Annotated in this window: 22 protein-coding genes and 6 tRNA genes; 14 read left to right on the top strand and 14 right to left on the bottom strand. The window is 54.3% G+C overall.

Annotation, left to right across the window (positions count from 1 at the left end):
- Positions 1-67: 67 nt before the first annotated feature.
- Together ligA and FQK12_RS26595 are read left to right on the top strand one after the other, a co-directional pair.
- The gene (gene ligA, locus FQK12_RS26600) at positions 68-2,092 is read left to right on the top strand and encodes an NAD-dependent DNA ligase LigA (protein ID WP_014230312.1); all 2,025 of its coding nucleotides are present in this window, start codon (positions 68-70) and stop codon (positions 2,090-2,092) included.
- Positions 2,085-2,303 (top strand): DUF3820 family protein, encoded by a 219-nt coding sequence (locus tag FQK12_RS26595; protein ID WP_004123346.1) that lies wholly within the window; start codon positions 2,085-2,087, stop codon positions 2,301-2,303. The genes ligA and FQK12_RS26595 overlap by 8 nt, the downstream gene beginning before the upstream one ends.
- Here the strand turns inward: FQK12_RS26595 and FQK12_RS26590 are convergent.
- A complete protein-coding gene (locus FQK12_RS26590; RefSeq protein ID WP_014230311.1) occupies positions 2,300-3,298 on the bottom strand; it encodes a bile acid:sodium symporter family protein in 999 nt (332 codons plus the stop codon). The two genes, FQK12_RS26595 and FQK12_RS26590, sit on opposite strands and share 4 nt — an antisense overlap.
- A gap of 89 nt (positions 3,299-3,387) precedes the next feature.
- Here FQK12_RS26590 and FQK12_RS26585 point away from each other — a divergent pair, with 89 nt between their 5' ends.
- The 4 genes from FQK12_RS26585 to FQK12_RS26570 all read left to right on the top strand — a co-directional run bounded on the left by FQK12_RS26585 (position 3,388) and on the right by FQK12_RS26570 (position 7,570).
- Positions 3,388-4,314 (top strand): LysR family transcriptional regulator, encoded by a 927-nt coding sequence (locus FQK12_RS26585; protein WP_014230310.1) that lies wholly within the window; start codon positions 3,388-3,390, stop codon positions 4,312-4,314.
- Between the two features lie 122 nt (positions 4,315-4,436).
- Positions 4,437-5,270 carry a xanthosine phosphorylase gene (gene xapA, locus FQK12_RS26580; protein WP_014230309.1) on the top strand — a complete coding sequence of 278 codons (834 nt, stop codon included), beginning with the start codon at positions 4,437-4,439 and terminating at the stop codon, positions 5,268-5,270.
- 60 nt (positions 5,271-5,330) lie between these two features.
- Positions 5,331-6,587, top strand: coding sequence for a nucleoside permease (locus FQK12_RS26575; RefSeq protein ID WP_014230308.1), 1,257 nt, complete (start codon positions 5,331-5,333; stop codon positions 6,585-6,587).
- 98 nt (positions 6,588-6,685) lie between these two features.
- Positions 6,686-7,570, top strand: coding sequence for a LysR family transcriptional regulator (locus FQK12_RS26570; protein WP_014230307.1), 885 nt, complete (start codon positions 6,686-6,688; stop codon positions 7,568-7,570).
- An 89-nt stretch (positions 7,571-7,659) separates the two neighbouring features.
- Here FQK12_RS26570 and FQK12_RS26565 read toward each other — a convergent pair.
- The 4 genes from FQK12_RS26565 to FQK12_RS26550 all read right to left on the bottom strand — a co-directional run bounded on the left by FQK12_RS26565 (position 7,660) and on the right by FQK12_RS26550 (position 8,057).
- Positions 7,660-7,735, bottom strand: a tRNA-Lys gene (locus FQK12_RS26565).
- A gap of 4 nt (positions 7,736-7,739) precedes the next feature.
- Positions 7,740-7,815 (bottom strand) — tRNA-Val (locus FQK12_RS26560).
- Positions 7,816-7,861: 46 nt separating this feature from the next.
- Positions 7,862-7,937, bottom strand: a tRNA-Val gene (locus tag FQK12_RS26555).
- 44 nt (positions 7,938-7,981) lie between these two features.
- Positions 7,982-8,057 (bottom strand) — tRNA-Val (locus tag FQK12_RS26550).
- A 259-nt stretch (positions 8,058-8,316) separates the two neighbouring features.
- On the opposite strand from FQK12_RS26550, the gene gltX reads away from it, so the two are divergent.
- Positions 8,317-9,735: a glutamate--tRNA ligase gene (gltX, locus tag FQK12_RS26545; protein WP_014230306.1), complete on the top strand. Its 1,419-nt coding sequence runs from the start codon at positions 8,317-8,319 to the stop codon at positions 9,733-9,735.
- A 59-nt stretch (positions 9,736-9,794) separates the two neighbouring features.
- Here gltX and FQK12_RS26540 read toward each other — a convergent pair whose 3' ends face one another.
- Both FQK12_RS26540 and FQK12_RS26535 read right to left on the bottom strand, forming a co-directional pair.
- Entirely contained in the window at positions 9,795-10,187 is a 393-nt protein-coding gene (locus FQK12_RS26540) for a YfeC-like transcriptional regulator (protein WP_032720507.1), read from the bottom strand.
- 4 nt (positions 10,188-10,191) lie between these two features.
- Positions 10,192-10,545: a YfeC-like transcriptional regulator gene (locus FQK12_RS26535; protein ID WP_004852968.1), complete on the bottom strand. Its 354-nt coding sequence runs from the start codon at positions 10,543-10,545 to the stop codon at positions 10,192-10,194.
- Positions 10,546-10,764: 219 nt separating this feature from the next.
- Here FQK12_RS26535 and FQK12_RS26530 point away from each other — a divergent pair.
- The 3 genes from FQK12_RS26530 to FQK12_RS26520 all read left to right on the top strand — a co-directional run bounded on the left by FQK12_RS26530 (position 10,765) and on the right by FQK12_RS26520 (position 13,339).
- Positions 10,765-10,840: transfer RNA gene (locus tag FQK12_RS26530), tRNA-Ala, on the top strand.
- A gap of 41 nt (positions 10,841-10,881) precedes the next feature.
- Positions 10,882-10,957 (top strand) — tRNA-Ala (locus FQK12_RS26525).
- Between the two features lie 201 nt (positions 10,958-11,158).
- Entirely contained in the window at positions 11,159-13,339 is a 2,181-nt protein-coding gene (locus FQK12_RS26520) for an EAL domain-containing protein (RefSeq protein ID WP_014230304.1), read from the top strand.
- 42 nt (positions 13,340-13,381) lie between these two features.
- Here the strand turns inward: FQK12_RS26520 and FQK12_RS26515 are convergent, their stop codons facing one another.
- Entirely contained in the window at positions 13,382-14,584 is a 1,203-nt protein-coding gene (locus FQK12_RS26515; RefSeq protein WP_004104312.1) for a NupC/NupG family nucleoside CNT transporter, read from the bottom strand.
- A gap of 346 nt (positions 14,585-14,930) precedes the next feature.
- Here FQK12_RS26515 and FQK12_RS26510 point away from each other — a divergent pair, with 346 nt between their 5' ends.
- Positions 14,931-16,166: an Nramp family divalent metal transporter gene (locus FQK12_RS26510; RefSeq protein ID WP_014230303.1), complete on the top strand. Its 1,236-nt coding sequence runs from the start codon at positions 14,931-14,933 to the stop codon at positions 16,164-16,166.
- Between the two features lie 42 nt (positions 16,167-16,208).
- Here FQK12_RS26510 and FQK12_RS26505 read toward each other — a convergent pair whose 3' ends face one another.
- Positions 16,209-16,559 carry a DUF2502 domain-containing protein gene (locus tag FQK12_RS26505; protein WP_014230302.1) on the bottom strand — a complete coding sequence of 117 codons (351 nt, stop codon included), beginning with the start codon at positions 16,557-16,559 and terminating at the stop codon, positions 16,209-16,211.
- A gap of 130 nt (positions 16,560-16,689) precedes the next feature.
- On the bottom strand, positions 16,690-17,682 hold the full coding sequence (gene mgrA / locus FQK12_RS26500) for an L-glyceraldehyde 3-phosphate reductase (RefSeq protein WP_014230301.1): 993 nt from the start codon (positions 17,680-17,682) through the stop codon (positions 16,690-16,692).
- Positions 17,683-17,858: 176 nt separating this feature from the next.
- Between mgrA and FQK12_RS26495 the strand changes: the two genes are divergently transcribed.
- Positions 17,859-19,520, top strand: a complete 1,662-nt coding sequence (locus tag FQK12_RS26495) for an alpha-keto acid decarboxylase family protein (protein WP_014230300.1) — start codon at positions 17,859-17,861, stop codon at positions 19,518-19,520.
- On the opposite strand, the gene FQK12_RS26490 is transcribed toward FQK12_RS26495, so the two are convergent.
- Positions 19,517-20,752, bottom strand: coding sequence for an ion channel protein (locus FQK12_RS26490; RefSeq protein ID WP_014230299.1), 1,236 nt, complete (start codon positions 20,750-20,752; stop codon positions 19,517-19,519). The genes FQK12_RS26495 and FQK12_RS26490 overlap by 4 nt on opposite strands.
- 253 nt (positions 20,753-21,005) lie before the next feature.
- On the opposite strand from FQK12_RS26490, the gene glk reads away from it, so the two are divergent.
- Positions 21,006-21,971 carry a glucokinase gene (gene glk / locus FQK12_RS26485; protein ID WP_004852938.1) on the top strand — a complete coding sequence of 322 codons (966 nt, stop codon included), beginning with the start codon at positions 21,006-21,008 and terminating at the stop codon, positions 21,969-21,971.
- 44 nt (positions 21,972-22,015) lie between these two features.
- On the opposite strand, the gene FQK12_RS26480 is transcribed toward glk, so the two are convergent.
- Positions 22,016-22,759: a LytR/AlgR family response regulator transcription factor gene (locus FQK12_RS26480; protein ID WP_014230298.1), complete on the bottom strand. Its 744-nt coding sequence runs from the start codon at positions 22,757-22,759 to the stop codon at positions 22,016-22,018.
- Positions 22,760-22,770: 11 nt separating this feature from the next.
- A complete protein-coding gene (locus FQK12_RS26475) occupies positions 22,771-24,450 on the bottom strand; it encodes a sensor histidine kinase (protein ID WP_161506375.1) in 1,680 nt (559 codons plus the stop codon).
- Between the two features lie 398 nt (positions 24,451-24,848).
- On the opposite strand from FQK12_RS26475, the gene alaC reads away from it, so the two are divergent.
- Positions 24,849-26,087 carry an alanine transaminase gene (gene alaC, locus FQK12_RS26470; RefSeq protein ID WP_009654875.1) on the top strand — a complete coding sequence of 413 codons (1,239 nt, stop codon included), beginning with the start codon at positions 24,849-24,851 and terminating at the stop codon, positions 26,085-26,087.
- 41 nt (positions 26,088-26,128) lie between these two features.
- Here the strand turns inward: alaC and ypdK are convergent, their stop codons facing one another.
- The gene (ypdK, locus tag FQK12_RS26465) at positions 26,129-26,200 is read right to left on the bottom strand and encodes a membrane protein YpdK (RefSeq protein WP_077777854.1); all 72 of its coding nucleotides are present in this window, start codon (positions 26,198-26,200) and stop codon (positions 26,129-26,131) included.
- Positions 26,201-26,456 lie beyond the last annotated feature (256 nt).

Raw genomic sequence — 26,456 nt, 5'->3', positions numbered from 1 at the left:
TCTTGCGTTTCATCTACTTATCCTGAACCCCCGCCCGTCGGGGGTTTTTTATCATTGATGGTGTGATATGGAATCGAACGAACAAAAACTGACTGAACTGCGAACCACGCTTCGCCATCATGAATATCTCTACCACGTCATGGATACGCCGGAAATCCCTGATGCGGAATACGATCGGTTAATGCGCGAACTGCGCGAGCTGGAAGCTCAGTACCCTGAGCTGATCACCCCGGACTCGCCCACCCAGCGCGTCGGTGCCGCACCGTTAGCCTCTTTTAGCCAGATTCGCCATGAAGTCCCGATGCTGTCGCTGGACAACGTTTTTGATGAGGAGAGCTTCCTCGCGTTCAACAAGCGGGTACAGGATCGCCTGAAAAATACCGATAACCTGACTTACTGCTGCGAGCTCAAGCTGGATGGCCTGGCGGTCAGTATCCTGTATGAAAACGGCCTGCTGGTGCAGGCGGCGACCCGCGGCGATGGAACGACCGGCGAAGATATTACCTCCAACGTGCGTACCATTCGCGCGATTCCCCTGAAGCTACGCGGTGACAATATTCCGCAGCGGCTTGAGGTGCGCGGAGAGGTGTTCCTGCCGCAGGCAGGGTTTGAAAAAATTAATGAAGAGGCGCGGCGAACCGGAGGTAAAGTCTTTGCTAACCCGCGTAACGCGGCGGCGGGGTCTTTACGCCAGCTCGATCCGCGAATTACCGCGAAGCGTCCACTCACTTTCTTTTGCTACGGCGTGGGCGTGCTGGAAGGCGGCGAGCTGCCTGCCAGCCACTCGGCGCGCTTGCAGCAGTTTAAGTCCTGGGGGCTGCCGGTCAGCGAGCGTGTAAAGCTCTGCCATACGCCAGAGGAAGTGCTTACTTACTATCGCCAGGTTGAAGAGGATCGGCCGAAGCTGGGGTTTGATATCGACGGCGTGGTCATCAAGGTCGATTCGCTGGCGCTGCAGGAACAGCTTGGCTTCGTAGCCCGCGCGCCGCGCTGGGCGGTGGCGTTTAAGTTTCCGGCGCAGGAACAGATGACTTTCGTGCGCGACGTTGAGTTTCAGGTCGGGCGCACTGGCGCCATCACGCCGGTTGCGCGTCTGGAGCCGGTACACGTCGCCGGGGTCCTGGTCAGCAACGCGACGCTGCATAATGCTGATGAAATTGAGCGTCTGGGGCTGCGTATCGGCGATAAGGTGGTCATTCGCCGCGCCGGCGATGTTATCCCTCAGGTCGTGAACGTCGTGCTCTCAGAACGCCCGGAGGAGACGCGTGAGATCGTGTTCCCCACCCATTGTCCGGTATGTCATTCCGACGTTGAACGCGTGGAAGGCGAAGTGGTGACGCGCTGTACCGGCGGTCTGATCTGCGGCGCCCAGCGTAAAGAAGCGCTCAAGCATTTTGTCTCCCGTCGCGCCCTGGACGTTGACGGTATGGGCGATAAAATCATCGATCAGCTGGTCGAAAAAGAGTACGTGCATACGCCGGCCGATCTCTTCCAACTGACGCCGGGTAAACTCACCGGGCTCGATCGCATGGGGCCCAAATCAGCGCAGAACGTGGTGGATGCCCTGGAGAAGTCCAAAGAGACCACCTTTGCCCGTTTCCTTTATGCGCTGGGGATCCGCGAAGTCGGTGAGGCGACGGCAGCCGGTTTAGCGGCCCATTTTGGCACCATTGAGGCGCTGGAGCAGGCTTCAATTGACGATCTGCAAAAAGTGCCCGATGTCGGGATTGTGGTTGCCACGCACGTGCGTAATTTCTTTGCCGAAGAGAGCAACCGAGAAGTGATTGCTCAGCTGCGTAAAGAAGGCGTCCGCTGGCCGGCGCCGGTCGTGGTCAATGCGGAAGAGATTGATAGCCCCTTTGCCGGCAAAACGGTGGTTCTGACCGGTAGCCTGAGTCAGCTCTCCCGTGACGATGCGAAAGCCCGGCTGGTTGCGCTGGGGGCGAAGGTGGCGGGCAGCGTGTCGAAGAAGACCGACCTGGTCATCGCCGGTGAGGCGGCGGGCTCTAAGCTTGCCAAAGCGCAGGAGCTGGGAATTGCGGTGATCGATGAAGACGAAATGCTGCGTTTGCTCGGAGAGTCGCGTGGATAAAGATCAGCTTATTGAGATTGCCAACACGGAAATGCCGTTTGGTAAATACAAAGGGCGGCGCTTAATCGATGTGCCGGAAGAGTATTTGCTGTGGTTTGCCCGTAAGGATCAATTTCCCGCCGGGCATCTTGGCGAGCTGATGGCATTAACGCTATTGATTAAAACGGAGGGGCTGACCAGCCTGGTCGAGCCCCTTAAGCGCCCGCGTTAGGCTTCGGAGGCGCGGCTTTTCTCCTGCGCCTGTAACGCTTCGGCCTGGCGCTTATAGCGCCGCGCCAGCACCGCACAGACCATAAGCTGAATCTGATGGAAGATCATCAGCGGCAGAACCATTATCCCCAGGATAGAGGTCGGGAAGAGAATGTTGGCCATCGGAATGCCGTTCGCCAGGCTCTTTTTCGACCCGCAAAAGACAATCGTAATTTCATCCGCTTTATTAAACCCGCACCTGCGCGCCACAAAGACGTTAATCGCAATCATAATCGCCAGCAGCACCATGCTGACAATAACGATAAACAGCAGCGAACCGACGCCGACTTTGTGCCAGATACCGTTAACAACCGCCTCGCTGAACGCCGAATAGACCACCAGCAGGATGGAGGTCTGGTCGGTTTTCGAGATCCACTTTTTATGTTTTGCCACCCAGTTGCCAATCCACGGACGAGAGAGATGTCCCAGCACAAACGGCAGCAGCAGCTGCAGCATGATTTTGCCAACCTGCTCCAGACTCCCCCCCGCACCGTGCAGGTTCATCAACAGGCCGACCAGCAGCGGCGAAATGAAGATCCCCAGCAGGCTTGAGGCCGAAGCCGAGCATACCGCAGCCGCCACGTTGCCGCCCGCCAGAGAGGTAAACGCAATGGCTGACTGGACGGTGGCGGGAAGAATGCAGAGATAAATAAACCCGGTATAGAGCGCCGGATCGACGTTAACGGGCGCCCACCAGGCGAATAGCACGCCAAGTACGGGAAAAACGATAAACGTGCTGCACATGACCCAGAGATGTAAACGCCAGTGGCTGCCCCCGGCAACGATCGCCTCACGGGAGAGCTTGGCGCCGTGCATAAAGAAAAGCAGCGCGATGGCGGCGGTGGTTAAATGTTCAAAGAAGGGGACAAATCCGCCGCGCGCAGGAAAAAAGGAGGCCAGCAGGACGACGGTGACTAATGTCAGGGTGAATGGATCAAGAATGCGGAAAAATTTCATAAACGCTCCTGAAAATCGATGTCGCTATTGTGCTTTCTTTAGTTTGAGAAATAAAATCGATTTATTGCATCTATTCATGAAAAAAAGAGATGAATTATTCGCTACGTCAGTTGAAGGTTTTTGTGACCGTTGCTCGCGTCAAAAGCTTTAGCCGGGCAGGGGAGAGTATTGGCCTGAGTCAGTCAGCGGTAAGCCACAGCGTGAAAGAGCTGGAACATCAGACCGGCGTACGCCTGCTTGACCGAACGACGCGCGAAGTGGTGCTCACGGAAGCCGGACAGCAGCTGGCGGCCCGGCTTGAGCGCCTGCTGGATGAGTTAAACGGCACGTTGCGTGAGGCCGGGCGCGTCGGGCAGCAGCTTATGGGAACCGTGCGGGTGGCGGCCAGCCAGACTATTTCCGCCCATCTGATCCCGCAGTGCATCGCCTACAGCAACCGTCGCTATCCGGAGATAGATTTTGTTCTGCACGATCGCCCCCAGCAGTGGGTGCTGGAGAGCATCCGTCAGGGAGAAGTTGATTTTGGCATTGTTATCGACCCTGGCGCCGCGACCGATTTGCAGTGTGAGGCGGTTCTCGCTGAACCTTTCCTGCTGCTTTGCCGTTGCGATCACCCTTTCGCTAAAAGGGATGCGGTGAGCTGGCATGCGCTGCATGACCAGCGGCTGGTTTTGCAGGATTATGCTTCGGGTAGCCGGCCGCTGATTGACGCCGCGCTCGCGGGATTCGCCGTTACCGCAAATATCGTGCAGGAAATCGGTCATCCGGCCACGCTATTCCCGATGGTTGAGTCGGGGATAGGCATCAGCATCCTACCTGCGTTAGCGCTGCCGCTCCCTCAGGGAAGTCATCTGCAGGTGAAGCGGCTCACCCCGGTGGTGGAACGCCAGCTGATGCTGGCGCGGCGTAAAAACCGCTCGCTATCGACAGCCGCAGAGGCGCTGTGGGAGGTGGTGCGGCAGCAGGCTGGCCAGCTGACCGCCTTACGCGAAAACGACCCCTTGTATCAGAAATGAAATCAATAGCTTTTTAATATCAAACGTCCGGGAAAACTGTATTGGTAATCGATTGCGTAGCATCGTTATAACAGCATGGTAGCCAATCACTTTATCGATCTTTCAGTTTTTAAGGACAGCTTATGAGCGACACGCTTTTCTCACAGAATCCCTGGTATAGCGCCGATATTATTCGCGGATATAAGCCGGATTTTACGCCGCGGGTGGCCTTTATCCTGGGGTCGGGTCTCGGGGCGCTGGCGGAACAAATTGAAGATGCGGTGGCGATATCTTACGAGAAGCTGCCCGGCTTTCCGGTGAGTACCGTGCACGGCCATGCCGGCGAACTGGTGCTTGGAAATCTGGCCGGCGTACCCGTTGCCTGCATGAAAGGGCGTGGGCACTTCTATGAAGGTCGGGGCATGACGGTGATGACTGATGCCATCCGGACGCTAAAGCTGCTGGGGTGTGAACTGCTGTTTTGTACTAACGCGGCCGGTTCTTTACGTCCGGAAGTGGGGCCGGGAAGTCTGGTGGCGCTCAGCGATCATATTAACACGATGCCGGGTACGCCAATGGTGGGCCTGAATGATGAGCGCTTCGGCGAACGCTTCTTCTCCCTGGCCAACGCCTATGACGCGGATTACCGCGCCGTTCTGCAGCGCGTAGCGGAGGAGGAGGGGTTTCCGCTGACTGAAGGCGTATTTGTCTCTTATCCCGGGCCGAATTTTGAAACGGCGGCGGAGATTCGCATGATGCAGATTATCGGCGGCGATGTGGTGGGGATGTCCGTCGTGCCGGAAGTCATCGCTGCCCGCCATTGCGAGCTGAAAGTGGTGGCCGTCTCAGCCATTACCAATCTGGCTGAGGGCCTCGGCGATGTGAAACTATCTCACGCGCAAACCCTGGCAGCGGCCGAACTCTCCCGGCAGAACTTTATTAACCTGATCTGCGGCTTCTTACGCAAACTGGCCTGAAAAAATAATAAATATTGACCCCGCTTGCGGGGTCTTACTTTAATGGCAAGGAACGGAAAAATGGGTATCGCCTCTCGCTTAAAACTCATGTCGTTTTTGCAATATTTTATCTGGGGTAGCTGGCTGGTCACCCTGGGTTCTTACATGATAAACACACTGCATTTCACCGGGGCAAATGTCGGCATTGTCTATAGTTCCAAAGGGCTGGCGGCCATTATCATGCCCGCCATTATGGGGATCGTTGCCGATAAATGGCTACGTGCAGAACGGGCCTATATGCTCTGCCACCTGGTCTGCGCGGGCGTGCTTCTTTATGCAACGACCGTCACCGATCCGGAGACGATGTTCTGGGTAATGCTGATTAACGCGATGGCCTATATGCCGACTATCTCGTTGTCTAATAGCATCTCCTATTCATGTCTGGCACAGTCCGGCCAGGATCCGGCGACCGCGTTTCCTCCTGTTCGCGTATTTGGCACTCTTGGTTTTATTGTCGCCATGTGGACGGTGAGCCTGATGGGGCTGGAGCTGAGCAGCGCGCAGCTGTATATCGCCTCTGCCGCGTCGTTATTACTGGCGATTTATGCGCTTACGCTACCGAAAATTGCTGTGACCGAGAAGAAACCTGGCGCCACATTGGCCACGAGGCTGGGACTGGATGCATTCGTATTGTTTAAAAATCCGCGGATGGCCATTTTCTTTTTCTTCGCGATGATGCTCGGGGCGGTACTGCAAATAACCAACGTCTTCGGTAACCCCTTTCTGCATGATTTCGCCCGCAACCCGGCGTTTGCCGACAGCTTTGTCGTACGCTATCCCTCTATTTTGCTTTCGGTTTCGCAGATGGCGGAAGTCGCCTTTATTCTCACCATTCCATTCTTTCTGAAACGCTTTGGCATTAAAACGGTCATGCTGATGAGTATGCTGGCGTGGACGCTGCGCTTTGGCTTTTTTGCCTTTGGCGATCCGTCTCCGTTCGGTTTTGTTCTGCTGCTGATGTCGATGATCGTTTACGGCTGCGCATTCGACTTTTTTAATATTTCAGGATCGGTGTTCGTAGAGCAAGAGGCGGGGGCGCATATTCGCGCCAGCGCGCAGGGGTTGTTTATGACCATGGTGAACGGTGTTGGCGCATGGGTAGGTTCGGTTCTCAGCGGCATGGCCGTGGATTACTTCTCTGTTGATGGCGTAAAAGAGTGGCAGACCATCTGGCTGGTGTTCGCGGCCTATTCATTGCTGCTGGCGGTTATTTTTGCCGCGTTCTTCAAATATAAACATGAACCTGAGAAGTTAATGAAGAAAGCGCTGACGCATTAATCCTCTTCCGCGGCGGGCACATGTTCCGCCGTTTCATTTTTTCTGATGCAGTGTGGTAACTTTGCGCATTATCTTTATGCCTCAGGAGCGCATGACCCATGGAACGCACGCATCGTATCGATCTGAAGTTATTGCGCTATTTTCTGGCTGTTGCCGAAGAGCTGCATTTTGGTCGTGCGGCGGCCCGTCTGAACATGTCGCAACCTCCGCTCAGCATTCACATTAAAGACCTGGAGCAGCAGCTTGGCACGCTGCTGTTTGTTCGCCACTCCCGCAGCGTAGCGTTGACCCACGCAGGAAAAATCCTGATGGAGGAGTCCCGTCGTCTGCTTTCCAGCGCGAATCAGGCGTTGGCGCGCGTGGAACAGATTGGGCGGGGTGAGGCGGGACGGGTAGAGTTGGGCGTGATAGGTACGGCTATGTGGGGAAAAATGCGTCCGGTGATGCGGCGTTTTTTGAAAGAGAACCCTAACGTAGAGGTGCTTTTCCGCGAGAACATGCCCGCCATGCAGATGGCGATGCTGGAACGACGCGAGCTGGACGCTGGCGTCTGGCGGATGGCGACAGCGCCTTCTCCTGGATTTACCAGCCTGCGCTTGCACGAATCCTCTTTTCTGGTGGCCATGCCGGAAGAGCATCCGCTTGCCGCGCGTAAGGCGATCCCGCTTGCGGCGTTGCGTAACGAATATTTTGTCACCATGCCTTCAATACATACCGACTGGACGTTTTTGCAGCGCGTGTGCCAGAGCGCCGGATTCTCGCCGATGATTATCCGTGAAGTGATGGAGCCGCAAACGGTTCTGGCGATGGTCAGTATGGGGATAGGTATTACGCTCATCGCTGATAGCTATGCGCAAATGACGTGGCCGGGGGTGGTGTTTCGTCCGCTGGAAGAACGCATACCGGCAGATTTGTATATCGTCTATGACCAACAGCAGGCGACGCCCGCGCTGGAGAAGCTGATTGCGGCGCTGGTGAATTGATGGTCAGTGCCGGATAGCAAGATGAAGGCCCGTGTCGGCTTTGTCTATCGCAGATAGCAAAAAAGCGCCTTTAGGGCGCTTTTTTACATTGGTGGGTCGTGCAGGATTCGAACCTGCGACCAATTGATTAAAAGTCAACTGCTCTACCAACTGAGCTAACGACCCGAAGTGGTGGGTGATGACGGGATCGAACCGCCGACCCCCTCCTTGTAAGGGAGGTGCTCTCCCAGCTGAGCTAATCACCCACTTCGGTACTTCATTTTTCGGCAAGAAATCCAGCTGGCGAGAAAGTGGTGGGTGATGACGGGATCGAACCGCCGACCCCCTCCTTGTAAGGGAGGTGCTCTCCCAGCTGAGCTAATCACCCACTTCTCAATTTCTTGCTACACGGCGGAGACTACGTAAAGTAGTTGGTGGGTGATGACGGGTTCGAACCGCCGACCCCCTCCTTGTAAGGGAGGTGCTCTCCCAGCTGAGCTAATCACCCCCGCTGTGTGGAGTCGCATTATAGGGAGAGTTGAAAATGAGTCAACGCCTTTTCTAAATAATTTGTTTGTTCGTCGTAAAATTAAACAAAACGATCGCAATGTCATCCGTGGCGCATGATTTATAAACAAAAAGGGGAAAGCGTGACGTTGAAACGGTAACAACATTGAGGAATCAGCCCACGGTGTTAGAATATTCCTCCATAAAATCCAACGAACACTGCCGCGTGTCGGCACCTTTATCAAACGTAAGGCCACTTCATGAAAATCAAAACTCGCTTCGCGCCCAGCCCGACAGGCTATCTGCACGTTGGCGGCGCGCGTACTGCTCTCTATTCCTGGCTTTTTGCACGTAATCACGGCGGTGAGTTTGTGCTGCGTATTGAAGATACCGATCTTGAGCGCTCCACGCCGGAGGCCATTGAAGCCATTATGGATGGTATGAACTGGCTGAGCCTGGAATGGGACGAGGGTCCGTACTTCCAGACCAAGCGTTTTGATCGCTACAACGCCGTTATTGATGAAATGCTGGCAGCGGGCACGGCCTATAAATGCTATTGCTCTAAAGAGCGTCTGGAAGCGCTGCGTGAAGAGCAAATGGCAAAAGGCGAGAAGCCCCGCTACGACGGTCGCTGCCGCCATGGCCACGAACATCATGCTGATGACGAACCTTGCGTCGTCCGTTTTGCCAACCCGGAAGAGGGTTCCGTTGTTTTTGACGACCAGATCCGCGGTCCGATCGAATTCAGCAACCAGGAGCTGGACGATCTGATTATCCGCCGTACCGATGGTTCTCCAACCTACAACTTCTGCGTCGTGGTTGACGACTGGGATATGGAAATCACCCACGTTATTCGCGGCGAAGACCATATCAACAATACCCCGCGCCAGATTAACATCCTGAAAGCGCTGAATGCGCCAGTGCCGGTTTACGCCCACGTCTCGATGATTAACGGCGACGACGGTAAGAAACTGTCCAAGCGCCACGGTGCGGTCAGCGTTATGCAGTATCGCGACGACGGCTATCTGCCGGAAGCGCTGCTGAACTATCTGGTGCGTCTGGGATGGTCCAGCGGCGACCAGGAGATTTTCTCTCGCGAAGAGATGATTAAACTGTTCAGCCTGGGGGCGGTGAGCAAATCGGCGAGCGCGTTCAATACGGAAAAGCTGCAGTGGCTGAACCACCACTATATCAACTCGCTGGCCCCGGAGTACGTGGCAACGCATTTACAGTGGCACATTGAGCAGGAAAATATCGACACCCGTAACGGCCCGCAGCTGGCTGAGCTGGTGAAGCTGCTGGGCGAGCGCTGCAAAACCCTTAAAGAGATGGCGGCGAGCTGCCGCTATTTCTATGAAGATTTTGCCGAGTTTGATGCCGATGCGGCGAAAAAACATCTGCGTCCTGTTGCTCGTCAGCCGCTGGAAGTGGTGCGCGACAAATTAGCCGCCATAAGCGACTGGACGGCGGAAAACGTCCATCATGCGATTCAGGCGACGGCCGATGAGCTGGAAGTGGGGATGGGAAAAGTGGGAATGCCGCTGCGCGTCGCGGTGACCGGTGCGGGACAGTCTCCGGCGCTTGATGTGACCGTCCATGCGATCGGTAAATCACGTAGCGTAGAACGTATCAACAAGGCGCTGGCCTTTATTGCTGAGCGCGAAAGCCAGCAATCCTGATCCTGATACAGCGATTGTTAAACGGCGGGGATAGCGAACCCCGCCGTTTTTTTTGCCCGTTACTTCGCATCAGTAATGCCAAGCCGGGACAGAAACCCGCTGATCCCCTCGCGCGCAAGAAAATCCCGCAGGTGCAGCTGCTCAGTTGGGGTCATCAGGTGCATGGTCTCGACAATCTGGCGCCAGATTGTGTCCGCATCGTTCACAAAGTATTTGACGGGCGGTTCCGCCAGCTGGTTATCCATGGTCAGATGCCGCAGCGCCGGGATATTTGCCAGGAAATCGATCACCGACCTGTCGATGACGATAAGACGAGCGCGTCCGCCTTTGACTCCGGGGATCGGTTCCGTCCGCCATTTTTGTTCTCTGGCCCAGCGGTTTATGGTTTGCCGGGCGAGGTTAAGGCACTCGGCGAGCTCCGCTGGGGTCATTTTATCTTTAAGTTTCATCATGCTTTCACCGATCGCGAATACCGAGTCGGTTGAGTAACCCGGTGATCCCTTCACGCAGCAGCAGCGACATCAGCAGCTTTTGCTCTCCCGGCGTCATCTCTTTACACAGGGTAAGCAGCAGAGATTCGAGATCGTTATCCGTTGCGGAATAGGGGACAGGGTTTTCGGCCACGCGCTGCGCGCTGCGAATAAACTCGCGAACCTGCTCATTAACATGTACGAGGCGCGCTTTGCCGCCCTGTACGCCGGGGCGCGGGGACGTTTGCCATCCCTCTTTACGTACCCATTTGTTAATCGTTTGCCGACTGAAGCCAGTCAGATGCGCTATTTCTTCAGGTGTCATTCGTTCCTTGAGCATACTATTTCCTGAGTAAATATGTGGGAATTAGTTGCACATGTTATAGCATCCTTTTAAAGGAAAGAGTGACATGTTTAACTTCTGGCTGCGATAAGGCTCGCAATGTCAGCCGTTTGCCTGCTTTTTCAGCGATCAAATAGCCGGGATTGATTTTGCCGTTGACACCTGGCGAAGGAATTCATATTATGCCGCCCGTCAACACGACACGCTTTACGTTACGGGGCTATAGCTCAGCTGGGAGAGCGCTTGCATGGCATGCAAGAGGTCAGCGGTTCGATCCCGCTTAGCTCCACCAACACCTGCACCCATCAGGTTTGGTTCGTAAAGAGGTCCTGTGGGGCTATAGCTCAGCTGGGAGAGCGCTTGCATGGCATGCAAGAGGTCAGCGGTTCGATCCCGCTTAGCTCCACCAAATTCGGAACCCTCGCTACGGCGGGGGTTTTTTGTTTGTCTGGCGGAGGAAATGTAAAGCATTCTCTGAATAAGTCAGCAAACCTCTGCGTTAAGTAATTTCAGATTTTTTCACTATTTAAAATCTTGCCTGCCTTTATTAAGCAACATAATATCTGTTGCCTGAATATATTTATTGCAGCCGGAGTTTTAATTAACAATAATGCTTGATCATCTTAACATTAAGATCAAAAAAACTCTGCTGGCGCTCCTGGTCTGCTTTATCGCAATTCCGCTGTCCCGATTTATTTCCCCACAAACCATTATTGACGGAAATCAAATTTATCTGGCATGGCTACCGCTGAGCTTAATGTATTCCGTACTTTTTATTTTTGGCCGCTACGCCGTTGCGCCATTGATTATCGCGTTTGCGATCACTAATGCCTGGATAATCGATCTGACGCTAACCCAGGCGCTGATCCTGCTATTTTGCCAGCTCTTCTCAGTTTTCCTGTCCTGCGCGATTGTTCGCTTTCAGCTTGGAAGGCGCTGGCGCGCTGGGCTGACGGCAAAACATATGGGCGCGAGGATTTTTTGGGGCGGTTTTTTTGCACCGCTCCTTTTGAAGGTCACCATGTATCTGGCGGGGCGTTTTTTTGCTTTTCCGTTGGCAATATCCAGCTATTTCGGCAGTATGTCGGTTATTTACACCATTATCGATATACAAAGCCTGATTAGCGCCGCATTAATTTTCACGACATTCTTTTATTATCCGTTGCGGATGATTATCAGTCCACGTTATGCACGAGCATTCTGGCGTAATCTTTGCCACTCATGGCGGGCGGGCGAGCAGCGGGTATTTACGTTGTATTGGTTTGTGGCCCTGGCGGCAATATTACTGGTGCTGTGTACGCCTTATGATTCTGTTTTTATTGCCGGTTATTTAGTCCCGCTTATTTTCATTTTATACTTCATTGGTATTAGCCGCCTGGGGCATACGCTGATTCGCATTTCATGGTCCGTTTCAGCCTTTTTACTCGTGGCGTATAACCAGAATTTTTTACACGGCGTACAAACTGAATATTCACTGTCGTTTGTTCTTTCGGTACTCATTTGTTTCACTATCTGCCTGTTTTATATGGCGGATATCTATGCTCGCAGTGAAAGAATGAAGTTCAGATGGCGGGATCAGGCGGAAGAAGATCCGCTAACCGGTTTACCGAATCTGCGCGCGCTGGAGAGTCACCTGCAGCGGAATCCTGCTGTGGCCATCAGCAGCCTGCGCATTCAGAATCTGGACTTCCTGAGCCGCCATTATGGCATGATGATGAGAGTGGAGAGCAAACGGCAGATAGCCCGGAAGCTACAGCCGCTATTAGCTGCCGGCGAGCGAATATTTCAGCTCCCCGGCAGCGAGCTACTGCTGGTACTGAAGGGGCCGGAGCCAGAGGCGCGGTTAAGTCATATTGTTTCCACGCTTAACCATAAAAAATTTAGCTGGAATAACCAGGCGTTAGATCTGGAATTTGGCGCATCGTGGGGCGGCTACCGCGGCATAGAATCTGAGCTTCACCCGATGCTTGGTCAGCTTAGCTGGTTATCGGAGCAGGCCGGCGCGGCGCGGCGCGTATTACCGCTGGACGCGGCGCAAGAGCAGATTTCCGATCAAACGAGCGAACAGGTACGGCTGCTGGCGAAGATTAAGCAGGCGCTTAACGAACGTGGGCTGGTGCTGTACGCCCAGCCTATCCGGGACGCCTCCGGAGAGGGGTATTACGAGATACTGAGTCGTATGCGCTGCGGCAATACCATCATTACGCCCGATCGGTTTATCCCGCTGATTGCGCAGTTTAACCTGAGCCAGCGTTTTGATATGCAGGTGCTGGAAACGCTGTTTAGTTCGCTCAATCACCATCAGGGTCAGCATTTCTCCGTCAACCTTCTGCCCTATACGCTGATGCAAAAGGATAGCGCGGCGCAAATCATCGCGCTGTTTAAACGCTATAACCTGTCGGCGGAGGCGATAACGATTGAAGTTACCGAAGAGCAGGCGTTTTCCGATGTCGAGACCAGCATGCATAACATCCAGCTGCTGCGAGATTTCGGTTGCGGTATAGCGATTGATGACTTTGGTACCGGCTACGCTAACTACGAGCGTCTGAAAAGCCTGCGGGCCGATATCCTGAAAATTGACGGCTGCTTCGTGCGTGATATCGAGACCGATCCGCTGGACGCCATTATGGTCAAATCCATTATTGAAATGGCTAAGGTTAAGAAGATGAAAGTGGTGGCGGAATACGTTGAAACGCCGGAGCAGCGGGAAAAGCTTCTCGAGTTAGGCGTCGATTATCTCCAGGGGTATCTGGTGGGTAAGCCGCTGCCGTTGAGCGAACTGCGGGCATGAAAAAGCCGGGACTTGCCCGGCTTTCGCGATACCGCTGACGAATTACAGTACCAGCGCGGCGATAGACGCAGAGAGCACGCTCACCAGCGTAGAACCGTACACCAGCTTCAGGCCGAAGCGGGAAACCACGTTACCTTGCTCTTCGTTCAGGCCTTTAATCGCGCCGGCGATGATACCGATAGAAGAGAAGTTGGCGAAGGAGACCAGGAAGATAGAGATGATGCCTTCCGCACGCGGAGAGAGCGTGGCGGCAACTTTCTGCAGATCCATCATGGCGACGAATTCGTTAGAAACCAGCTTGGTGGCCATAATACTTCCTACCTGCAGCGCTTCACCTGCCGGTACGCCCATCACCCACGCAACCGGATAGAAGATATAGCCGAGGATCCCCTGGAAGGAGATGCTATAGCCGAACCAGCCGGTGACGGTGGCGAACAGGGCGTTCAGCGCGGAAATCAGCGCGATAAAACCAATCAGCATGGCGGCCACGATAATTGCCACTTTAAAGCCCGCCAGGATGTATTCACCCAGCATCTCGAAGAAGCTCTGTCCTTCATGCAGGTTTGACATCTGCAGATTTTCTTCGCTTTCGTCAACGCGATACGGGTTAATCAGCGACAGCACGATAAAGGTGCTGAACATGTTCAGTACCAGCGCCGCAACTACATATTTCGGCTGCAGCATGGTCATGTACGCGCCCACGATAGACATGGATACCGTAGACATCGCGGTCGCCGCCATGGTGTACATGCGGTTGCGGGACATCTTGCCAAGAATATCTTTATAGGCGATGAAGTTTTCGGACTGGCCCAGAATCAGCGAGCTGACAGCGTTAAAGGATTCCAGCTTGCCCATGCCGTTGATTTTGGACAGCACGGTACCAATCGCGCGAATGACGATAGGCAGAATACGAATATGCTGCAAAATACCAATCAGCGCAGAAATAAAGACGATCGGGCACAAAACCTTCAGGAAGAAGAACGCCAGGCCTTTGTCGTTCATGTTGCCGAAGACGAAGTTTGTCCCTTCGTTGGCGAAACCGAGGAGTTTTTCAAACATCTCGGAGAAGCCCTTCACAAAACCCAGACCAATGTCAGAGTTCAGGAAGAACCAGGCCAGCAGCACTTCAATGACAAGCAGCTGAATGACATAACGAATACGAATCTGCTTACGGTTGTGGCTAACCAACAGGGCCAGAATGGCCACCACTACGATCGCGAGAATAAAGTGCAGGACGCGGTCCATATTTGCTCCAAATATGAGGCAGGTTAAATTTCTGTGCACATTCTATGTAACAAGCGCAAAGAAAACGAGAGCCAGCACACACTATTGCAAGGATATGTGACTAATGGCAAAAATAGTGATCAACCATGCATTTTTGTTATGTTACGTAAAGGTTTTAAAAGTTGCTCGGTTGTACTATTCTGGTGATTAATTAAAAGCGTTTATCAGTTCCCCGGTTTTCCGTTGCCAACCCGCTATCGTTCTCTCCTATCACAGCAATCATTATCATCGCTCCAAATGAACTTGATAATCATTCGCATTTTGATAGCATAAAACATAGCAAAGGCTATATTTCCAGAGGCAGAAAATGACCAACAGTCGCGTTGAGAATAGCAGCGGTCGCGCAGCGCGCAAGATTAAGCTCGCCCTGATGGGGCCGGCGTTCATTGCTGCCATTGGCTATATCGATCCGGGTAACTTCGCCACCAACATTCAGGCCGGCGCCAGCTTTGGCTACCAGCTGCTGTGGGTGGTGGTATGGGCTAACCTGATGGCGATGCTGATTCAGGTGATGTCGGCGAAGCTGGGCATCGCCACCGGTAAAAATCTGGCGGAGCAAATTCGCGACCACTACCCGCGTCCTGTGGTGTGGTTCTACTGGGTGCAGGCCGAAATTATCGCTATGGCGACCGATCTTGCCGAGTTTATTGGCGCGGCTATCGGATTTAAGCTGGTGCTCGGCGTGTCATTGCTTCAGGGCGCTGTATTGACCGGAATTGCGACGTTCCTGATTCTGATGCTGCAGCGTCGCGGTCAAAAGCCGCTGGAAAAAGTGATAGGCGGGCTGCTGTTGTTTGTCGCCGCAGCGTATGTCGTTGAGCTTATCTTCTCCCAGCCCGCGCTGGCACCGCTGGCGAAAGGGATGATCGTTCCTTCACTGCCGACCAGCGAAGCGGTGTTTCTTGCCGCCGGGGTATTGGGGGCGACCATCATGCCGCATGTTATCTACTTACACTCATCGCTCACTCAGCACCTGCACGGGGGGACGCGCAAAGAGCGCTATAACGCCACGCGCTGGGATGTCGCCATCGCCATGACCATCGCGGGTTTTGTTAACCTGGCCATGATGGCGACCGCCGCCGCCGCCTTCCACTTTAACGGCCACACCGGGATTGCCGACCTCGATCAGGCCTATCTGACGCTGGAGCCCTTACTGAGCCACGCGGCAGCTACCATCTTTGGTCTGAGCCTGATAGCGGCGGGTTTATCCTCCACGGTTGTGGGAACCCTGGCAGGGCAGGTGGTAATGCAGGGCTTTATCCGCTTCCATATCCCGCTGTGGTTTCGCCGGGCGATCACCATGCTGCCGTCGTTTATCGTCATTTTAATGGGGCTGGATCCCACGCGTATTCTGGTGATGAGCCAGGTATTGCTGAGTTTTGGTATCGCCCTCGCGCTGGTGCCGCTGCTGATATTCACCAGCGATTCCCGGTTAATGGGCGACCTGGCCAATTCCCGGTGGGTAAAACTGCTGGGGTGGGGGATAGTTGCGGTCGTTGTGCTGCTTAACGGCTGGCTGATTATTGGAACGATATTCAGTTAAGCGTGACGATGAAAAAGGGAGCCGAATGGCTCCCTTTTGCGATTAATGATGGCCGTGGCCATGTCCGCGTCCGCCGCCTGGCCCACGCCCCCAGCCGCCGCGTCGGTCATCGCGATCTTTCCAGCCTTCGCGATAGCCGCGTTCGTAGGCTTTACCTTTATCCCAGCCGCGATGCCAGCCGTTGTCGTGACGGCGCCAGCGGTTATCGCGCCACTCATAGTGTCGACGCCAGTAATCACGGTCGCGCCAGCCGCCACCGTCCCAGTAGTTACCGTAATTGTCGCGATCGCCAATTTGTAATTTTATTGATGGCAACAGGGTGATTTCACCAGCGTTAGCGACCAATGGCGCTGAAGCCAGAAGCACTGCAGCCAAAATCAGTGACCTGAACATACTCTTCTCCTTCACGATCGGGGCCGTTGTCGGCCTGTTAACCTGATATTACGGGGCGGTAAAGCCCCGCCGCATCGGAGGAACTCCTAAATCGCAAGTGAGAGCACTTTTTGCTAAAGTAACAATGAATTTACACCGCAAGGATCGCGTCAATGGTGGCCCGTTCTTCGGCGCTGAAATGGCGGTTTTCCAGCATGCCAACCGCATCGTCGAGCTGCGAAGTTTTACTGGCGCCAATCAGTACCGACGTCACTTTCTCATCGCGCAGTACCCAGGCCAGCGCCATCTGTGAGAGCTTTTGCCCGCGGGATTCGGCCAGCGTATTCAACTGACTAATCTTTTCCAGCTTGCTTTCAGTAAGCTGCTCCGGTTGCAGGAACCGGCTGCCGCTGGCGGCGCGGGAGTCTGCAGGGATACCGTGCAGGTAACGGTTGGTGAGCTGGCCGCCCGCAAGCGGTGAAAACGCTATACTTCCCACCCCCGCGCTCTGCAGGAAATCGAGTAACCCCTCCTCGACCCAGCGTTCAAACATCGAATATTTGGGCTGATGAATCAGACACGGCGTGCCGAGATCGTTAAGGATATTGACGGCTTCCCGGGCCTGTTCGAGCGGATAATTCGATAATCCGACGTAGAGCGCTTTCCCCTGGCGGACGATGTGGTCCAGCGCGCCCATGGTTTCCCGCAGCGGCGTTTCGGGATCGGGGCGGTGATGGTAGAAGATGTCGACATAGTCGAGACCCATTCGCTTAAGGCTCTGGTCGAGGCTGGCAATCAGGTACTTGCGCGATCCCCAGTCGCCATAGGGGCCGTCCCACATGGTGTAACCGGCTTTACTGGAGATAATCAGTTCATCGCGATAGGGCAAAAAATCCTCTTTCAGGATGCGGCCAAAATGACTCTCCGCCGAACCCGGCGGTGGCCCATAGTTGTTGGCTAAATCAAAATGAGTCATGCCGAGATCGAATGCGTGACGCAGAAGCTGGCGGCTGGTTTCCACCCGCGTTTCGTCGCCAAAATTGTGCCAAAGCCCAAGAGAAATCGCCGGTAGCTTTAGTCCGCTATGACCGCAGCGGCGGTACTCCATCGTTTGATATCGCGTGGCGTTTGCCTGGTAAACCATACTTCCTCCGCAGATAAAACAGGGTTGTGTATACGTTTACACTAAAGAATGTTTGCCGCGGAGTACACACCCTGAAGGCGTAAATTTTGCTTTCCACCGCCATTGTTGAGCGCAATCTGGACAGCGCACCTGCTTATTCAATACTCAACTTACCTGCACGAGAGGAGAGTAAGGATATGCAACCGACTTATACCATTGGCGATTATCTGCTGGATCGTCTCGTAGATTGCGGCATAGACCGCTTGTTTGGCGTACCGGGTGATTACAATTTACAGTTTCTCGACAGCGTTATCGCGCAGCAGAGCTTAGGGTGGGTAGGCTGTGCTAACGAGCTAAACGCCGCCTATGCCGCCGATGGCTATGCGCGCATTAAGGGCGCGGGCGCGCTGTTGACCACCTATGGCGTCGGTGAACTGAGCGCGCTCAACGGCGTTGCCGGGAGCTACGCTGAGCATGTACCGGTCCTGCATATCGTCGGCGCTCCCTGTACCGGCGCACAGCAGCGCGGCGAGCTGCTGCACCATACGCTTGGCGACGGTGATTTCAGCCACTTTTCGCGTATGAGTGAACATATTACCTGCTCTCAGGCGGTGCTCGCAGCGGGAAATGCCTGCCATGAAATAGACCGGGTACTGAGTGAAATGCTGACCCAGCATCGCCCCGGTTATCTCATGCTGCCGGCCGATGTGGCCAAAGCAAAGGCCACCCCGCCAGCTCACCGCTTGCTTATTCACACGCTGCCCGCCGACGAGAACCAGCTGGCGGGGTTCCGCGAGCACGCCGAGCGGATGCTCAGAAGCAGCCGTCGCGTATCGCTGCTGGCGGATTTTCTCGCCCAGCGCTATGGGCTACAAAACGCTCTGCGAGAGTGGGTGGCGAAGGTGCCGGTTGCTTACGCCACGATGCTGATGGGCAAAGGGCTTTTTGATGAGCAGCAGCCTGGGTTCGTCGGGACTTACAGCGGGATAGCCAGCACAGAGGATACCCGCGATGCCATTGAAAGCGCGGATACCATTATCTGCGTCGGCACGCGTTTTACCGATACCATTACCGCCGGTTTCACCCAACACCTTCCGCAGGAAAAAACGATAGAAGTCCAGCCCTTCGCCGTGCGGGTTGGCGATCGCTGGTTTAGCCGGGTACCGATGGAAAAGGCGCTGGATGTCTTAATCGAACTCTCTGCCAGCCTGGCGGCAGAATGGCATGCGCCAAATGTTCAGGCGCCGGGCGTCAGCGGCGCGCCAGAGGGGAGCCTGACGCAGAAAAACTTCTGGAGTACGGTGCAGAAACAGCTGCGCCCGGGAGATATTATCCTTGCCGATCAGGGGACGGCCGCTTTTGGCGCCGCCGCGCTTAAGCTGCCCCCTGACGCAACGCTGATTGTCCAGCCGCTATGGGGATCGATAGGCTTTACCCTTCCGGCAGCCTACGGGGCGCAAATCGCGGCAGCGGACAGAAGGGTGGTGCTGATTGTTGGCGATGGCGCTGCGCAGTTAACTATTCAGGAGCTGGGGTCGATGCTCAGAGACAAGCAGCGCCCGCTGATCCTGTTGCTCAATAACGAAGGCTATACGGTCGAGCGCGCAATTCACGGCCCCGAGCAGCGCTATAACGATATTGCGCTCTGGGACTGGAATCGCCTGCCTGACGCTTTTGCGCCCGATGTCCCTTCCCGATGCTGGCGAGTGACGCGCACCCACGAACTGCAGGAAGCGATGAATAGCAGCGTCGCCTCAGACAGGCTGACGCTGGTGGAGGTGATGCTGCCAAAAATGGATATTCCCGACTTTCTGCGCACGGTCACTCAGGCGCTGGAAGAGAGAAACAGCCGGGTTTAATCTCCACGCTTCCTGGCAATCATCAAGGGTTTACCGGCCAGCAGCAGCCAGGCCGGAAGCATGACGATACACAGCAGCGGAAGCAGCGTGGAATCGGGCACCACGACCGCTGCCATAAACAGGCTCAACCAGCCATCACGCGTCACTACCAGCGTCAGTCCGAGGATGGCGCAGGAAACGGTGATGGCTGCCGGCACGGCATCCACGTGTGCGTGAAGCATCAGGCCTAGCGCGACGCCGACGAACACCGCCGGAAAAATTCGACCGCCGCGAAAACCACAGGCGGCCGCCAGCACCAGCGCCGCCAGCTTCACCAAAGCAATAAGCATGTAATCGCTGGCGGTTAACGTCTGGCTGAAGGCTAATTGCTGCATTTCATCCAGGCCTTTAAACAGCGTGATATGCCCGCCGACGACGCCCAGGATCCCCAATAAAAATCCGCCAATACCGAGGGTTAAGATCGGATTTTTCAGCCGCTGCATCAGCGCGTGCAGGCGCGGTAAGCACCAAACGCCAACCATGCCGACGGCAATAGCAATCAGCGTCACGATAGCCCCGCTAAAGATATCGACAAGCTGCCACCGCTCGTAGTGCGCAATAGGTAACGAAAAGTTGGGGTGGAAAAACAGCCCGGTGGTCAGAGAGCCCGCCGCCGCGGCAAGTAAGGGGGCGAAGAGTCGGTCCCAAAGCGGCACATCGTTACTGCTGTTCAGCGTTTGCGAAAAGATCAGCGCCGCGGCAACAGGCGTGCCAAATAGCGCCCCGATAGTGCCGGAGGACGCCAGGATCGTCCAGTCCAGCGCGCTGACTCGCGGGAAAAGGCGGGAGCCAAGCGCCACCGTGAGGGCGATATTAATCACCATGATAGGATGCTCCGGCCCGAGGCTAACGCCGCCCGCCAGGCCGACGATCAGCGCAGCGAGCAGGCCGGGCAGAGCGCCGGGACTCACCGGTGCGCCAATGAGTGACTCGGTGGCCGGATCGGGTCCGGCGTGACCAGGACTAAAACGCACGACCAGACCCACGGCGATGCCGGTGCCGGTGAGGATAGCTATCGTCCAGAAAGGGCCGCTGGCGTTCATGCCCAGCAATCCAGGCAGGCTACTCCAGAGAATATTCTGCAGCATGGCTGCCGTTTTCATCGCCACAATCAAGACCAGGCTGGCAGCAATACCAATCACGATTGCGGGTATTGATAACAACAGCATCGTTCTGGCGCGCGGGTGCAGCATGAAAATATCCTTCTGAAGGTTTCGACGCACTACTTTGCCCGGGGGCGTTAAGGTCGTTGGCGCAAATGGTGCTGAAACGATAAAGTAAAGAGCTGGCCTGACGATCGGCCGCACAATAATTTCATAAATTACAGCCTAACTGTGACGTAGGTCGCTAAACAAAGGGCGCTTATGCGTTGGTCGTTGTTGTTAGGACGTCATGAATTTAGAGTGTGCCAAAGAATCATTTTGACTTTAGCGGAGCCGTAACGGAATGACAAAATTTGCTTTAGTAGGGGACGTTGGCGGAACGAATGCTCGTCTGGCGTTATGCGATCTGGCAAGCGGGGAGATCTCCCGTGCTAAGACCTATTCCGGGCTCGATTATCCCAGTCTTGAAGCCGTTGTTCAGGTCTATCTGGAAGAGCATAACGTCCAGGTAGAAGACGGCTGTATTGCCATCGCCTGTCCGATTACCGGTGACTGGGTGGCGATGACCAACCACACCTGGGCATTTTCTATCGCTGAGATGAAAAAGAACCTGGGTTTCTCGCATCTGGAAATCATTAACGATTTTACCGCGGTATCGATGGCGATCCCCATGCTAAAAGCTGAACATCTGATTCAGTTTGGCGGCGCGGAACCGGTGGAAGGCAAGCCGATTGCCGTCTACGGCGCCGGTACCGGGCTGGGCGTTGCTCATCTGGTACACGTTGATAAGCGCTGGGTGAGCCTGCCGGGTGAGGGCGGCCATGTGGATTTCGCCCCTAATAGCGAAGAGGAAGGCATTATTCTCGAAGAGCTGCGCAGCGAGCTGGGGCACGTCTCCGCTGAACGCGTCTTATCTGGACCGGGGTTGGTCAATCTTTACCATGCGATCGTGAAGTCTGACGGGCGTCTACCGGAAAATCTGCAGCCTAAAGATGTGACCGAACGCGCGCTGGCCGATACCTGCATCGATTGCCGCCGCGCGCTGTCGCTGTTTTGCGTCATTATGGGCCGATTTGGCGGTAACCTGGCGCTGACCCTCGGCACCTTTGGCGGCGTGTATATTGCTGGCGGTATCGTGCCGCGCTTCCTTGAATTCTTCAAAGCCTCCGGCTTTCGCGGCGGTTTTGAAGATAAAGGCCGATTTAAAGCCTTCGTCCAGGATATTCCGGTCTATCTGATTGTCCACGACAATCCGGGACTGCTGGGCTCCGGCGCGCACTTGCGTCAGACTCTGGGACAGATTCTGTAAGCCCCGTCTCTTACCCGAATAAAATGATTATTCGGGTAAATCCTCTACAGATGCATGAGCTGGCGAAACTCTTTCACCTTGCTGCGGCTTACCGGAACCTGAAACTCAAGGTCGCGTAGCCGCAGAATATAGGTGTTGTTGAACCAGGGTTCGATTTCGCGAATTTTGCTCAGGTTGACGCAGTACGAGCGGTGACAGCGGAAAAAGTGCGCCGTCGGTAGCTTGTTGCAGAACTCCGTGATATTCATCGGCATCACGAAGGACTCCTTGCGGGTATAAACGAACGTCATCTTTTCATGCGCTTCCGCGTAGTAAATATCGTGGATGCTGGTGACGATAATCCGTTCATCTTTAACCAGATTAATCGTGTCGTTTTCCCTGGCTGGATTGGCCGCTGCCCCGCTACCGGCGCTGACCTGCTGCTGTTGCTGCCAGGCGCCGGTCAGCTTTTGCAGCATGTTGATAATGCGCGATTCCTGGTAGGGCTTGAGAATATAATCAAACGCCTCCAGCTCAAAGGCTTCCACCGCATGCTCTTTCCACGCGGTAATAAAAACGATAAAGGGCTTATGCGCGAACTGGCTGATGTTTTGCGCCAGCAGTACGCCATCCAGAGATGGAATATTGATATCGAGAAAAATGGCGTCGACTTTGTTGTGCTGTAAAAACTTCAGCACATCCAGACCGTCGTCAAAGGTGCCAACAATCTCCATTTCGCTATGGGTGTTAATCAACCAGGTGAGCTCTTGCTGCGCGAGGAACTCATCTTCCACAATGATGACCTTCATTTTATCTCCGCTCATGACAGCAGCGACTCCGTAGCCACCTGGGGCGCGTGTTGGGTTGGCACATAGAAGGCAATTTCGGTCCCCGGCGTCAGGCGTCGGATATGCAGTCCTTCCCCGTACAGTAGCTTGACCCGGTGATGAACATTGAGTAAACCGATTTTATTTCCCGGCATTTCGTCAGCCTCTACCCTCGCTACCACCGCAGGGTCGATACCGTTCCCCGTATCGCGAACGCTAATTCGTACCCGATTCCCGCACTCATTGATGCCAATGGTCACCACGCCTTTTCCTTTGCAGGGCTGAATCCCGTGGACGATAGCATTCTCCACCAGCGGCTGAATTAGCAGGCTGGGGATCATAAAGCTGACTTCATCATCAATATCATAAATCACCGTCAGCTTGTCGCCGAAGCGAGCCTGTTCAATCGCGATGTAATCCTTGATTTGATACAGCTCCCTTTTGATATCTATCTGTTCATCATCTTTTAATTCAATGTTGTAGCGTAAATAGCGCGACAAATTAAAAATTAACTGACGCGCGGTGTCCGGATTCATGCGAATCGACGATGAAATGGCGTTCAGCGCATTAAATAAGAAATGGGGATTGATTTTGCTTTGCAGCGCCCGCAGCTCGGCTTTATTGGCCATTTCACGCAGCTGTTCAGCGCGGGAAACCTCCAGCTGCGTAGAGATGATTTGCGACAGGCCTACCGCCATTTCCTGCAATGAGGAGGTGATGCGGTGCGCGTGGCAGTAATAGATTTTTAGCGTACCGGTGACGACGCCTTTTTCCCACAGCGGAATGACCAGCATAGAGTGTATTTCCGGCGTCCGATGAGCCTCATCATTGTTTTTAATAATGATTTTTCCATAGCGGATCGCCTGTTGCGTCGTCGGGCTGATAAAGTCATCGTTATCGCGGTAGTTGATTTCCCCGACGCCGACGTAGGCCATCACGTGTTGGGTATTGGTAATCGCGACGGCATCGGCACTGATATCGCGGCGGATAATGTCGCATACCTGACGCAGGGACTCGCTGTTGACGTGGCGAAATAGCGGGAGCGTTTTGTTGGCGATGTCGAGCGCCAGTTTTGCCTGACGGGCGGCGCTGGCTTCCTTTTCCCCCTCAACGCTCTGCACCAGCAAAACGATAAAGCCGATACATACGCTGCCAAGGATCATCGGAATACCAATCTTAGACACGATGTCTATCCCCAGCGCGAATGAAGGCGCCCACACGATCACGAGAATCATGGTTAAGGTTTCGCATAGCATCCCGGCGAGGATCCCCGCTTTCCAGCGCTGGGCTTTCGGCACTTTACGACCAATAAAACCAGAGAGCAGACCGGCGACAATGCTGGTAATAAAGCAGGGGACGGCGGTGACGCCATCAATATCAATCAGGTAGCGATGTACGCCGGCGATCGCGCCGACAATAGCCCCAACCCACGGGCCGAACAGGATCCCGCCGGACATGACCGCGATAATACGCACGTTGACCAGCGATCCCTCGACCGGTACGCCTGACCAGGTGCTAAAGAGGGCAAAGAGAGAGAAGATCGCGGTAACGGCCAGCAATTCTTTAGGGGTGTGCGCGGATTTATGCAGAAGTTCACGAAACAGGCGCAGGCGAATGAGGAAAAAGAGACAAATCAGCATTAATGCCGCGCGGTCAAAAACCGCCAGCAGCATAGTAAATATTTCGTGCATGTGTGCGCCGTGTTAATCGCGAGAAAGCAACATGATAGAAAACCTCGTGGCAGAAGGCCAGCTGAAGGCATGAATAGGGAAAAGTCTTACAAATAAAAGGGGATTAATAACAAACACCCGCGATTCAATAGCGTCTACGGATGAGCAAGCATTTAAGTAAAATTAAAGATATCAGCATGTTAATTTTGATGTAGTAGGCGAGGAGGGGAAAGAACGTTGCTGCCGTATTTAGTCGTACTGATGCCCGTTTTTATCGCCAGAAATTATTTTTCTCTGCCCCTCTCGACAGCAGGAAAATTTTCGGGTTATTTTCTAAACGTGCTGCACAGGCAGCAGCGTCGCTCGGACGGTCCGGGCGCTAACGTTAATCCGAGGAATCTATGGCTGAATTCAGTCCTGAACGCCGTTTTACGCGTATCGATCGTCTCCCCCCTTACGTTTTTAATATCACTGCTGAACTAAAAATGGCTGCGCGACGCCGCGGCGAAGATATTATTGATTTCAGCATGGGTAACCCCGATGGCGCCACTCCGCCGCATATCGTTGAGAAACTCTGCACCGTTGCCCAGCGTCCCGATACCCACGGCTATTCTACTTCCCGCGGCATTCCGCGCCTGCGCCGGGCGATTTCTCGCTGGTATCAAGAGCGCTATAACGTTGAGATCGATCCGGAATCAGAAGCGATAGTCACCATTGGTTCAAAAGAGGGGCTCGCGCATCTGATGCTGGCGACGCTTGACCATGGCGATACCGTACTGGTGCCAAATCCCAGCTATCCCATCCATATTTACGGTGCGGTGATTGCCGGAGCCCAGGTACGTTCGGTACCTCTGGTCGAAGGCGTGGATTTCTTCAACGAGCTTGAGCGCGCGATTCGTGAGAGTTACCCGAAGCCGAAAATGATGATCCTCGGTTTCCCCTCCAACCCGACCGCACAGTGCGTCGAACTGGAGTTCTTTGAGAAAGTCGTGGCGCTGGCGAAGCGTTATGACGTGCTGGTGGTGCACGATCTGGCCTATGCCGATATTGTTTACGATGGCTGGAAAGCGCCCTCTATCATGCAGGTCCCCGGCGCGCGCGATGTCGCCGTCGAATTCTTTACGCTCTCTAAAAGCTATAATATGGCGGGCTGGCGTATCGGCTTTATGGTCGGTAACAAAACGTTGGTTAATGCGCTGGCGCGCATTAAAAGCTATCACGATTACGGCACTTTCACCCCTCTACAGGTTGCGGCGATTGCCGCGCTTGAAGGCGATCAGCAGTGCGTTCGCGACATTGCCGAGCAGTATAAACGTCGTCGCGATGTGCTGGTGAAAGGGTTGCATGAGGCCGGATGGATGGTGGAATGTCCGAAGGCGTCAATGTATGTCTGGGCGAAGATCCCAGAGCAGTATGCGGCGATGGGCTCACTGGAGTTTGCTAAAAAGCTGCTGCAGGATGCAAAAGTCTGCGTTTCTCCGGGCATTGGCTTTGGAGACTATGGCGATACCCATGTACGCTTCGCGTTAATTGAGAACCGCGATCGTATCCGCCAGGCGGTGCGGGGCATAAAATCGATGTTCCGTGCCGACGGGCTGCTTCCCGCGTCGGCTAAGTTGACCAGCGAAAGTCACGAATAAAAAAAGGAGCCGAAAGGCTCCTTTTTTTAACACCGTTAAAGCTAGATCATCAGGGCGAAAGTACCGGCCCAAACGATGACCATAAAAGAAATGCCCATTAAGAAATATTTCACGACTCATCACTCCGCGCTCTCGGCGAGACGCCTTAAATGAATTTGCTCTTCATTGCCTGCTCAGCTATCGCTCACGAAAACGACGCTTTATCAGCGGGCGGTAGCTGTAAATTCTGAGCGTAAACGGCTCCAGATGGCGCTAATGTACGCCTAAAAAATGAGGGAAACAAGAGCCATTTTTTTATTAATTTTTAGTTACTTACGAGTGTCGTGATTCGGCGACACATTAATTTCATTCGGTATTAAATTTCATTCT

The sequence above is a fragment of the Klebsiella sp. ME-303 genome (genome assembly GCF_007910085.1).
GTDB lineage: Bacteria > Pseudomonadota > Gammaproteobacteria > Enterobacterales > Enterobacteriaceae > Klebsiella > Klebsiella michiganensis.
The sequence above is the reverse complement of the archived record's forward strand: the minus strand, read 5'-3'. Positions and strand labels throughout refer to the sequence as shown.